This window comes from [Eubacterium] eligens ATCC 27750 (assembly GCF_000146185.1).
Taxonomy (GTDB): domain Bacteria; phylum Bacillota; class Clostridia; order Lachnospirales; family Lachnospiraceae; genus Lachnospira; species Lachnospira eligens.
This window is the reverse complement of the sequence record NC_012778.1, coordinates 2133431-2144190: the sequence shown is the minus strand read 5'-3', so window position 1 is coordinate 2144190 and position 10760 is coordinate 2133431. Positions and strand designations below refer to the sequence as shown.

Genomic DNA, 10760 nt, shown 5'->3' with positions numbered 1-10760 from the left:
TAAATCTATGCCTTTCTGGCTTCTTATTTGCGTTTCTGTTCATTTAAAAACATTCCCTTATATAATATATCATTTATAAAATTATTTCAATAAAATGGGCAAATTTACAATGGTGGATAATTTTCTGGAAAAATAATTATGGATATATTATGTGGAAAACATTATTAACTCGAAAAATGTCGAAAATAGGGACTTTTTTAAAAAATATAATAAATAATAACATTTTTTTAAACAGTTATCCACAAGTTATTAACAAAATGTGGATAACTGTAATGTATACTGAACAATATTTAATGAAAATGTCCTAATAATGCAGTTTTGAGCTATGTTAATAACCTGTTGAAAGTTATTTATATATAATTAGTATATTTAAAAATAAATACAGTAAATATCAAGTTTTTCTTGACTTTATAATGTTTACACAATATAATCAGTTCTGTGTTTTGAAATTTTTTATATGAAAATATTCTTACCATAATAAACTATAATGGTAATGAAGGAGGTGCATAGACTATGAAGATGACATTTCAGCCAAAGAACAGACAGAGATCTAAGGTTCATGGATTCAGATCAAGAATGAGTACTGCAGGTGGAAGAAAAGTTTTATCAGCAAGAAGAGCTAAGGGTAGAAAGAAACTTTCAGCTTAATTAATATTTTCTTGATTTTGTTGGCAGATGGGAGTTTCTCATCTGCTTTTTTCAGATTATAATAATATTTAATTAAAGTTACATTTTAATAATGAGAATGGTGAATGATATGAAATATAAGGATTTTGAAACATTAAGAAGTAATCAGGAATTTAAAAAGGTGTACAATAATAAGAAGTCTTTTGCTAATAAGAATCTTATTATGTATATTTCTGAGAATGGAACGGATACTAAACGATTAGGTGTATCTGTGAGTAAGAAGGTCGGGAATAGTATTGTCCGACACAGACTGGCAAGACTGATACGAGAGGCATTCCGCCTTAGTACAGACTGTATACCCGATGGATATGATTATGTTGTCGTAGCCAGAGCCAGTTTGAAAGATAAGGGTTTTTTCGAAACTAAGGAATCAATGATTCATTTATTGAAACTTCATAAGCTTTATAAGCAGGATTAAACAGGCGGTTAATATGAAGGATATAAAGATTAAGTTAAAGAATGCGGGCAAGTTCATAGTTCTTAAGATGATAAGATTATATCAGCTCGCAATATCTCCTTATAAGGGAGGAAAATACTGCAGCTTTATTCCAACATGTTCGCAATACGCGATTGAAGCTATTGAAATGTATGGAGTTTTCTTAGGTGGGTGGTTGGCACTTAAAAGAATATTAAGGTGCAATCCATTTAATAAGAACGCTTATGGCTTTGATCCTGTGCCAGTAGGCAGATATGGGAAAAGAAAAAAGCAATAAACAACTGAATATATGGATAGTGCTATATTATGCGGAGGTGACAATTTGAGTATTATTAAGCCAATTGCACAGTTACTCGGTTACATTTTAGACATCCTTTTCAAGGGTCTTAATGCAATGGGAATTGGTAATATTGCAATAGCAATCATTATTTTTACTCTGCTCGTTAAAATGTTAATGCTTCCATTACAGATTAAGCAGCAGAAAATGACTAAGTTACAGTCAGTTATGAACCCGGAAATAAAGGCTATTCAGGAGAAGTATAAGGGAAAGAACAGTGATACTGTTGCTATGCAGAAGATGCAGGCAGAAACTAAGGCTGTTTATGAAAAATATGGTGTTTCACAGTGGGGAAGCTGTGTTCAGCTTCTTATCCAGATGCCTATTCTTTTTGCACTTTACAGAGTATTCCAGCAGATACCTCTTTATATTTCACAGATTAAGGTACTTTTCCTTAATATACTTGGAGTTAATGGTGTTGATGGTATCTCATCTGTTTCAGGATATGCTGATACTCTTAATGAGATATACGGAAAGACTGTTGACTGGAGCAATACAAGCACAGCTGTAACAACACTTAATTCATTCACTGCAGACCAGTGGACTAAGTTAAAAGAAGCATTTCCAGCATTTTCTGATATGATTACACAGAATCTTGATAAGATTAACCATATGAACACTTTCTTAGGCGTTAACATGTCTCAGAATCCAGGTTTTGGTCTTCATATAGCTATATTAATTCCAATTCTTGCAGGCGTTACACAGTTTATATCTGTTAAGGTTTCACAGGCTGGCATGGAGCAGCCTGACAGTGATAATCCAGCAGCAGCATCTATGAAGATGATGACTTATTTCATGCCGATTATGTCAGCATTTCTTGCAATAAGCCTTCCTTCAGGTCTTGGTGTTTACTGGATTGCGACTGCTGTTATACAGACAATCCAGACTATCTTTATTAACAGATATTACGATAAGATTGGAACAGATAAGATTGTAGAAAAGAATGTTGAAAAACGTAATAAGAAGAGAGCCAAGAAGGGACTTCCAGCAGAAACTATCGTCAAGGGAGCTTCTGTAACTACCAAGAATGTAAATAATAATAAGAATTCTGCTAATTCTGAAAGAGCTAAGAAGCTTCAGGAGAAAAAGGAAGCTAATGATAAGAAAATTCAGGAATTAAGGGAATCTGCAGCAGCAAATGGTAAGGCAGTTAAGCCGGGAAGTCTTGCTGATAAGGTTGGTATGGTATCAAGATACAATGAGGTCAACGATAAAAGAAAATAGAGAGGGTTAAGTAATGGAATATATTGAAGTTACAGGAAAATCTGTTGAAGAAGCTATAACTAATGCCTGCACTAAGCTTGGTATACCAAGTGATAAGCTTGATTATGAGATTATAGAAAAAGGAAATTCAGGATTTTTAGGAATATTTAATTCTAAGCCTGCTAAGATTAAGGCAAGAGAAAAACAGGAAGAACCAGAAGTTAATTCTGTTGAGACTCCTAAAAAGTCAGAAGCACCTGTTCATGCAGAAAAAAAATTCGAAAAGAAGGCAGATGATTTCAAGAAAGCAGAACCTAAGAAGGAATTTAAGTCTGAACCTAAGAAAGAGTTCAAAAAGGAACACAAGCCTGCTGATAATCACAAGAATGCAGAAGTTAAGGAAGCACCTAAGGTTGAAGCACAGCCACAGCCTAAGGAAGAGCCATTTACAGCAGAACAGAAGGAAGTTATTAAGAAGGATATACAGACATTCCTTAATAATATGTTTGGTGCTATGAGCATGGAAGTTAAGGCTGATATTACATTTGACGATGAAGAAAATAGCGTTAATGTAGATCTTTCTGGAGATAACATGGGTGTTCTTATCGGTAAGAGAGGACAGACACTTGATTCTATCCAGTATCTTACAAGTCTTGTAATTAACAAGAACAGTGAGAAGTATGTAAGAGTTAAATTAGATACAGAGAACTATAGAAAGAGAAGAAAAGAAACTCTTGAGTCTCTTGCTAAGAACATTGCATACAAGGTTAAGAGAAGCAGAAGACCTGTTTCACTTGAGCCTATGAACCCATATGAAAGAAGAATTATCCATTCAGCACTTCAGGCAGATAAGTTTGTTTCTACAAGAAGTGAGGGTGAAGAACCTTTCAGACATGTTGTTGTTTATCTTGAAAGAGAGAATAATAACAGATATAACAGATAATTAGATATATGATTTTATTAAATGCTGTGGTATTATTATCACAGCATTTTTTATATGGAGGATGGAAATGGAGGATACAATAGCAGCTATATCTACAAGTACAGTGTCAAGCGGTGGAATTAGTATTGTAAGAATAAGCGGTCCTGATGCAATAATTATTGGAGATAAAGTTTTTAAGTCAAAAAAGAATATTAAGCTTGCAAATGTGCAGAGTCATACAGTACATTTTGGAAATATATGTGATAACGGGAATGAAATTGATGAAGCACTTGTGATTGTAATGAAATCTCCTAACACATATACAAAAGAGAATATTGTTGAGATTGACTGTCATGGAGGTATTCTTGTTACTAAGAAGGTGCTGGAGGCGGTACTTAACGCTGGAGCAAGGCTTGCAGAGCCTGGTGAATTTACAAAGAGGGCATTTCTTAATGGAAGAATTGACCTGTCACAGGCGGAGGCTGTTATTGATATTATTAATGCAAAGAATGACTACGCATTGAAATCATCTGTTAATCAGTTAGATGGTAAGTTATCTGAAAAGATTAAGAACATAAGAGAGATTATATTAAATAATGTTGCATTTATTGAAGCTGCACTTGATGATCCTGAACATTTTGATATAGATGCTAATGTAAATAACCTTAAAAATGATGTGGAAAACTGTCTTAATAATGTGGATAACTTGTTAAAAACATGCGACAATGGCAGAATTATGCATGATGGCGTGCGTACCGTCATTTTGGGGAAAACTAATGCAGGAAAGTCAAGCCTGCTTAATGTACTTGCAAGAGAAGAGAGAGCAATAGTTACTGATATAGAAGGAACTACAAGAGATACTCTTGAGGAAATGATTAATCTGTCGGGAGTTACTCTTAATCTTATTGATACTGCAGGAATCAGAAAAACTGATGATGTTGTTGAAAGCATTGGTGTTAATAAGGCTAAGAAGCTTGCAGAAGTTGCAGACCTTGTAATATATGTGGTTGATTCTTCAAGGTCACTTGATGATAATGACTACGAGATTATGGAACTTATCAAGGATAAGAAGGTTCTTGTAATACTTAATAAAGCTGATCTTGCACAGGTTACAACAGCAGAAGATATTAAGAAAATAATCAATTGTGAGACAGTTACTATATCTGCAAAGCAGGAGACAGGAATTGAAGAACTTGAGGAAACTGTTAAGAATATGTTCTTTAACGGTGAAGTTAAGTTTAATGAAGATGTATATATTACAAGTACAAGACATAAAGAACTTTTAAAGAAGGCTGAGAACAGCTTAAAGCTTGTACTTGATGGAATTGATAACATGGTAAGTGAAGATTTCCTTACTATTGATTTAATGGCTGCATATGAGAATCTTGGTCTTATAATAGGAGAGGAGATTGAAGATGACCTCGCCAACAGAATTTTCTCAAAGTTCTGTATGGGTAAGTAATGCAGGTTGATAAGGAGAAGTAATATGCCTAATATTAGAGAAGAATATGATGTAGTTGTAGTAGGTGCTGGTCACGCAGGTTGTGAGGCTGCCCTTGCTGCTGCAAGAATGGGACTTGAAACAATTATATTTACAGTAAGCGTTGAAAGTATAGCAATGATGCCTTGTAATCCTAATATAGGAGGAAGTTCTAAGGGACATCTTGTAAGAGAAATAGATGCTCTTGGTGGAGAGATGGGAAAGAACATTGATGCTACATTTATACAGTCAAAGATGTTAAATGCATCAAAAGGCCCTGCGGTTCATTCGCTCCGCGCACAGGCTGACAAGTCTGATTATAGCAGAAGAATGAGAAATGTTCTTGAGAATACTGAACATCTGCATATAAGACAGGCAGAGGTTTCAGAGATTATAGTTAATGATGGAAAAATTGGCGGTGTAAAGACTGTTTCTGGTGCGGAATACATAGCTAAGGCAGTTGTTTTATGTACAGGAGTATATCTTAAGGCAAGATGTATATATGGTGATGTAAGCTATCATACAGGTCCTAATGGATTACAGGCTGCCAATCATCTTACACAGTCACTTATTGATAATGGAATTGAAGTGAGAAGATTCAAGACGGGTACACCTGCCAGAGTTGATAAAAGGTCAGTGGATTTTTCTAAGATGACAGAGCAGTTCGGTGATAAGAGAGTTGTGCCATTTTCATTTGAAACAGACCCTGAGAGCATACAGAAAGATCAGGTAAGCTGCTGGCTTACATATACTAATGAAGAGACACACAAGATTATTATGGATAATCTTGACCGTTCACCTCTTTATTCAGGAGATATCCACGGAACAGGCCCAAGATATTGTCCATCAATTGAGGATAAGGTTGTAAGATTTGCAGACAAAGACAGGCATCAGGTATTCATTGAGCCAGAGGGCTTGTATACTAATGAAATGTATCTTGGTGGAATGAGCAGCTCAATGCCTGAGGATGTGCAGTATGCAATGTATAGAACAGTTCCTGGTCTTGAAAATGTCCGAATCGTAAGAAATGCTTATGCTATTGAGTATGACTGTATTAACGCTGTTCAGTTAAAGTCTTCTCTTGAATTCAAGAAGATTGAAGGATTATTTGCTGGTGGACAGTTTAACGGAAGCTCAGGATATGAGGAAGCCGCTGCACAGGGAATTATTGCTGGTATCAATGCGGCACTTTTCGTTAAGAAGGAAGAACCACTTATACTTGACCGTTCAGAAAGTTATATAGGTGTTCTTATAGATGACCTTGTAACTAAGGAGACAGCAGAGCCTTACAGAATGATGACAAGCCGTGCAGAGTACAGACTTATATTAAGACAGGATAATGCAGATATAAGACTTACTAAATATGGTTACAGAGTCGGACTTATAAGCGAAGAAAGAATGAACCGTCTTACCCGCAAGATTCAGCTTATAGATGAAGAAATTGAGCGTGTTAAGTCAGTTAATATAGGAACTGGAAGCGAAGTACAGAAGGTACTTACAGATAACGGAAGTACAGAGCTTACAACAGGTGCTACACTTGCAGAACTTATAAGAAGACCGGAGCTTTCATATGATGTTCTTGCTCCAATTGATAAGCACAGACCAGAGCTGCCTTGGGATGTATGTGAGCAGGTTAATATTAATCTGAAATACGAGGGATATATAGACAGACAGTTAAGACAGGTTGAGCATTTTAAAAAACTTGAAAATAAGCTTATACCAGACAGCCTTGATTACTTAGGAATAAGCGGATTAAGAAAAGAGGCTATGCAGAAGCTTGATAAATTCAGACCTCGTTCAATTGGACAGGCTTCAAGAATATCGGGTGTTTCGCCTGCTGATATATCAGTGCTTCTTGTTTACCTGGAGTCTCTTAGAAGAAAGTATTAATCATTGATAAGGAGAAATGTATGATAAATGAAACATTTAAGAATAATCTGAATTCTATAGGTGTTGAGCTTACAGACAGACAGTACGAGCAGTTTGATATGTATTATAAGCTGCTGGTTGAATGGAACAGCTTTATGAATCTTACCGGAATTACAGATTATGATGAAGTTCTTTTGAAACATTATGTTGACAGTCTTGTGTTAGATATTGAAAAAATCGGACATGGAAAGAAAGAGATTTCTCTTATTGATGTTGGAACAGGTGCTGGTTTTCCGGGACTTCCGTTAAAGATAGCATATCCACAGCTTAATGTAGTTCTGCTTGATTCCCTTAATAAAAGAGTAAAGTTTCTTAATCAGGTAATAGAAGATCTTGGACTCACAGGAATAGAAACGGTTCATTCAAGAGCAGAGGATGGTGGAAGAAATAAAGACTTAAGAGAACATTTCGATGTAAGTGTCTCACGAGCTGTTGCTAACTTAGCAACTCTTGTGGAATATAACCTTCCATTCGTAAAGGTTGGTGGATATTTCGTGGCATATAAGTCAGGAGATATTGATGAAGAATTGGTAAATGCTAAGAAAGCAGTAAGTGTTCTTGGTGGAACAATAGAAGAAGTGAAGAAATTTCAGCTTCCGGGTACTGATATTGACCGTTCTTTAGTATATATCAAGAAGGTTAAGCCTACATCTGGAAAATTTCCAAGAAAAGCGGGACTTCCTTCTAAAGAGCCGGTTGCGTAAGCAGCCTGTATACACATTATAGTATAAAGAAAACCCATATTATTCACATAAAATGATTAGTAAATCATCATATTGTGGATAATATGGGTTTATTTTTTATTAACTGTTGATTATCATGATAGCATAAAAATATCTGATAATGGATAACTAATTAAGGAATATCTCAGCCTGTCTTACGAATTCAGCCGGCTGTTCAACCTGTGGAAGCTTCTTCGCATCCTGAATCATAACATTTTCAATTGCTGGATTAATATGTATATACTCATCAATAACATCATTATTATTGTGCATACCATTAATCATGTATATGCAGTTATCAAGCTCAGCAAGTGCTTTTGAGATAGTAACAGTAGTAAAGTTACATTCAGTGCTGATAAAAAGATATTTGGCTGAAGTATCACCAAGATGTGCATTCTCATGGCATGCGTTGATATAATCAGCAGGAATTTTTCCATCCATGAAAGTTCTTGAAAGAAGCTTTCTAAGAGATGGTCTGTTGAACAGAATGTTGTATACAGTAGTTCCAATAACTGGAACATTTAAAATGTGTCTTCTTATTCCGCTTAAGTTATCAGGTCCTTTAAGAGCATCTTCAACTGATAAAGGAGAAACAAGAATAATCTTATTAAACAGTGCATGATTATTAAATGCAGCCATTATCACAATTGGTGTTGAAGCTGCAGTAGCAACAACATCCGTCTTGGAACGGATAACATTGAGTACGAAATCATTGATAAGCTGTGTATACATAAATGTTGTATAAGTAAGATTAGGTTTATCAGAATGTCCACAGCCCAATAAATCAATAGCGTAAACCTTGTGATTCTTAGCAAAACTATTAATAGTCTGTTCCCATTCATAACTTGAACTGTAAGAATTAAGGTCATGTATAAGTAAAAGTGGAGATCCTGAGCCAGCAGTTACATATGCAATATTGCCGAACTTCCACTGATAATTGCTTCTTATTCTTTTACCGGTATAATTATTAGCAGTAGATGATTTAAATATTATACTGTTAATCAGATGTGTTGTAGTAACAACAGCAGCTCCCATACCTACTGCCAGTCCTATTTTCTGCCATTTATTCATAGTATTCCTCCGTTTCCTTATTGAAAGAATTTCGCATACTTATATTTATAATAATTATATGTCATTATTTAATGTGTGGCAATGCTAATTTTTAAAGTTAATATTAGTACTTTTTGGGGGAATTTTATTATTTTCAAAAAATAATAGTAAAAAAGTACTTTATTTCTTGAAAATAATAGAGTATTATTTTAAGTAATAGTTTTAATTAGTCATAGTTTTATATAATAATATCTATATGTATAATGATTATTATATAAAACTAGTATATAAATATTGATGGGGTAAAAATGTCTGATTCGTGTAAAAAATATGTTGATAGTGAATATAAATTATTAAAAGATAAGTTAAATGATATTGAAAGTAAAATTCGGTCATATAATATTGAATTGAAGACAATAGATAATAATATTAAAAAATTTAATAAAGAAAAAGACTGGACCGAAGATGTATTTCATTCAGTTACTTCTTTAAAAGAAAATTCAAATGTAACAATTAAAACATTTCAAAACAGGAAAACTGATTTATTACAACTTATATCAGATTTATCTACAGAAAAACAAATAGTAACAGAAAAAATTGAAATGTTAAACAACATTTTACAGGAAGATGTATCAGATAATGTTTCACATGAAACATTAAACATAAATCAGAATGATTCTGTTAAATTAATTGATATTATTGAAATGGACAGACAAAGAATATCAAGAGATATACATGATAGTGTTGTTCAAAATTTAACAGCATTAATACATAAACAGGAATTTATATATCAAATAGCTGATAAAGATATTAATAGAGGAAAATTAGAAATTAACAACTCTATTAATTTAATAAAAGATTCAATAAATGAATTGAGAAATATTATATATCAGCTGCGGCCGATGAGTATAGATGATTTAGGCTTTAAAAATGCATTAACACACATGTTAGATAAATTTGACCGAGAAAGTGATAATGTAATATATGATTATTCTATAAATTATAATGATGATATTACTATTAATTCAACAATTACAATTTCAATACTTAGAATTATTAATGAGTTAAACAGTAATGCAATTAAGTATTCAGGATGTACCAATATATATGTTAATGTAGAATTAGATATGAAAAACAATTGCATCATAGTAAATTTTAAAGATGATGGATGTGGCTTTGATTTTGAAAATATACTATATGACAGGGATAAACATTCTGGATTTGGAATGGCTATGTTAAAAGAAAGAGTTTCATTGTTAAAAGGAACAATACAATATTCTAATAATAATGGCTCACAGTTTTTAATTAATATTCCAGTGTGGTGAGGAGGACTTAACAATGGCAATTAATGTTTTACTGGCCGATGACCATAAGATGGTCAGAGAAGGATTAAAACAATTATTGGAAATAGATTCTGAGATTAAGGTTGTTGGCGAGGCAGGAGATGGTTATGAGTGTCTTAATATTACTAACAAGACGAAACCTAATATTGTTTTACTTGATTTGAATATGCCTAATCTTGATGGACTTCAGGTTCTTAGTATAATGAAACAACAAAAAATGTTATGTAAAATTATAGTGTTGACAATACATAATGAAATTGAATATTTAATAAAAGCAATCGATATCGGTTGTGATGGATATATCCTAAAGGACTCTAATTTTGATACATTAAAGAAAGCTATATTTTCTGTTTATGCTGGAGAAACATATATTGAACCCAGTCTTATGCCACTTCTTAATGCTAGTCTTGCAGAGAGAGATGTATTAAAGGATAAAGTATCAGAGCTAACAAGAAGAGAACTGGAGGTTTTAAAAATGATTGCATCTGGAGCATTTAATAAAGAAATTGCATCAACACTTAACATAAGTGAAAGAACAGTAAAAAATCATGTTTCAAATATTTTCAAAAAAATTGGAGTATCTGATAGAACGCAAGCTGCAGTATTTGCAATTAAAAATAATATAATAAGTATAAAATAAATGAATTATTA

The 10760-nt window shown here is 33.4% G+C and carries 11 protein-coding genes; 10 read left to right on the top strand and 1 reads right to left on the bottom strand.

The window, feature by feature from the left end:
* The first annotated feature begins 513 nt into the window (after nucleotides 1-513).
* The 8 genes from rpmH to rsmG all read left to right on the top strand — a co-directional run bounded on the left by rpmH (nucleotide 514) and on the right by rsmG (nucleotide 7698).
* Nucleotides 514-648, top strand: coding sequence for a 50S ribosomal protein L34 (gene rpmH, locus EUBELI_RS09950; RefSeq protein ID WP_012740282.1), 135 nt, complete (start codon nucleotides 514-516; stop codon nucleotides 646-648).
* A 109-nt stretch (nucleotides 649-757) separates the two neighbouring features.
* Entirely contained in the window at nucleotides 758-1105 is a 348-nt protein-coding gene (gene rnpA / locus EUBELI_RS09945; RefSeq protein ID WP_041688336.1) for a ribonuclease P protein component, read from the top strand.
* A 13-nt stretch (nucleotides 1106-1118) separates the two neighbouring features.
* Complete coding sequence (gene yidD, locus EUBELI_RS09940) at nucleotides 1119-1400, top strand: membrane protein insertion efficiency factor YidD (protein ID WP_012740280.1); 282 nt, start codon at nucleotides 1119-1121, stop codon at nucleotides 1398-1400.
* A 45-nt stretch (nucleotides 1401-1445) separates the two neighbouring features.
* Entirely contained in the window at nucleotides 1446-2684 is a 1239-nt protein-coding gene (locus EUBELI_RS09935; protein ID WP_165437548.1) for a YidC/Oxa1 family membrane protein insertase, read from the top strand.
* Nucleotides 2685-2697: 13 nt separating this feature from the next.
* Nucleotides 2698-3606 (top strand): RNA-binding cell elongation regulator Jag/EloR, encoded by a 909-nt coding sequence (jag, locus tag EUBELI_RS09930; RefSeq protein WP_012740278.1) that lies wholly within the window; start codon nucleotides 2698-2700, stop codon nucleotides 3604-3606.
* Between the two features lie 61 nt (nucleotides 3607-3667).
* Complete coding sequence (gene mnmE, locus EUBELI_RS09925) at nucleotides 3668-5047, top strand: tRNA uridine-5-carboxymethylaminomethyl(34) synthesis GTPase MnmE (RefSeq protein ID WP_012740277.1); 1380 nt, start codon at nucleotides 3668-3670, stop codon at nucleotides 5045-5047.
* A gap of 24 nt (nucleotides 5048-5071) precedes the next feature.
* Nucleotides 5072-6955 (top strand): tRNA uridine-5-carboxymethylaminomethyl(34) synthesis enzyme MnmG, encoded by a 1884-nt coding sequence (gene mnmG / locus EUBELI_RS09920; protein WP_012740276.1) that lies wholly within the window; start codon nucleotides 5072-5074, stop codon nucleotides 6953-6955.
* Between the two features lie 20 nt (nucleotides 6956-6975).
* Nucleotides 6976-7698, top strand: coding sequence for a 16S rRNA (guanine(527)-N(7))-methyltransferase RsmG (gene rsmG, locus EUBELI_RS09915; protein ID WP_012740275.1), 723 nt, complete (start codon nucleotides 6976-6978; stop codon nucleotides 7696-7698).
* 147 nt (nucleotides 7699-7845) lie between these two features.
* Here the strand turns inward: rsmG and EUBELI_RS09910 are convergent, their stop codons facing one another.
* Nucleotides 7846-8787: an alpha/beta fold hydrolase gene (locus EUBELI_RS09910; protein WP_012740274.1), complete on the bottom strand. Its 942-nt coding sequence runs from the start codon at nucleotides 8785-8787 to the stop codon at nucleotides 7846-7848.
* 287 nt (nucleotides 8788-9074) lie between these two features.
* Between EUBELI_RS09910 and EUBELI_RS13740 the strand changes: the two genes are divergently transcribed.
* Entirely contained in the window at nucleotides 9075-10091 is a 1017-nt protein-coding gene (locus tag EUBELI_RS13740; protein ID WP_012740273.1) for a sensor histidine kinase, read from the top strand.
* A gap of 13 nt (nucleotides 10092-10104) precedes the next feature.
* Complete coding sequence (locus tag EUBELI_RS09900) at nucleotides 10105-10749, top strand: response regulator (RefSeq protein WP_012740272.1); 645 nt, start codon at nucleotides 10105-10107, stop codon at nucleotides 10747-10749.
* The last annotated feature ends 11 nt before the right edge of the window (nucleotides 10750-10760 follow it).

Excerpts from the sequence above, each read along its gene's own strand:
- rpmH (WP_012740282.1), top strand. The coding sequence starts at position 514 with ATGAAGATGACATTTCAGCCAAAGAACAGACAGAGATCTAAGGTTCAT.
- rnpA (WP_041688336.1), top strand. The coding sequence starts at position 758 with ATGAAATATAAGGATTTTGAAACATTAAGAAGTAATCAGGAATTTAAA.
- yidD (WP_012740280.1), top strand. The coding sequence starts at position 1,119 with ATGAAGGATATAAAGATTAAGTTAAAGAATGCGGGCAAGTTCATAGTT.
- jag (WP_012740278.1), top strand. The coding sequence starts at position 2,698 with ATGGAATATATTGAAGTTACAGGAAAATCTGTTGAAGAAGCTATAACT.
- mnmE (WP_012740277.1), top strand. The coding sequence starts at position 3,668 with ATGGAAATGGAGGATACAATAGCAGCTATATCTACAAGTACAGTGTCA.
- mnmG (WP_012740276.1), top strand. The coding sequence starts at position 5,072 with ATGCCTAATATTAGAGAAGAATATGATGTAGTTGTAGTAGGTGCTGGT.
- rsmG (WP_012740275.1), top strand. The coding sequence starts at position 6,976 with ATGATAAATGAAACATTTAAGAATAATCTGAATTCTATAGGTGTTGAG.
- EUBELI_RS09910 (WP_012740274.1), bottom strand. The coding sequence starts at position 8,787 with ATGAATAAATGGCAGAAAATAGGACTGGCAGTAGGTATGGGAGCTGCT.
- EUBELI_RS13740 (WP_012740273.1), top strand. The coding sequence starts at position 9,075 with ATGTCTGATTCGTGTAAAAAATATGTTGATAGTGAATATAAATTATTA.
- EUBELI_RS09900 (WP_012740272.1), top strand. The coding sequence starts at position 10,105 with ATGGCAATTAATGTTTTACTGGCCGATGACCATAAGATGGTCAGAGAA.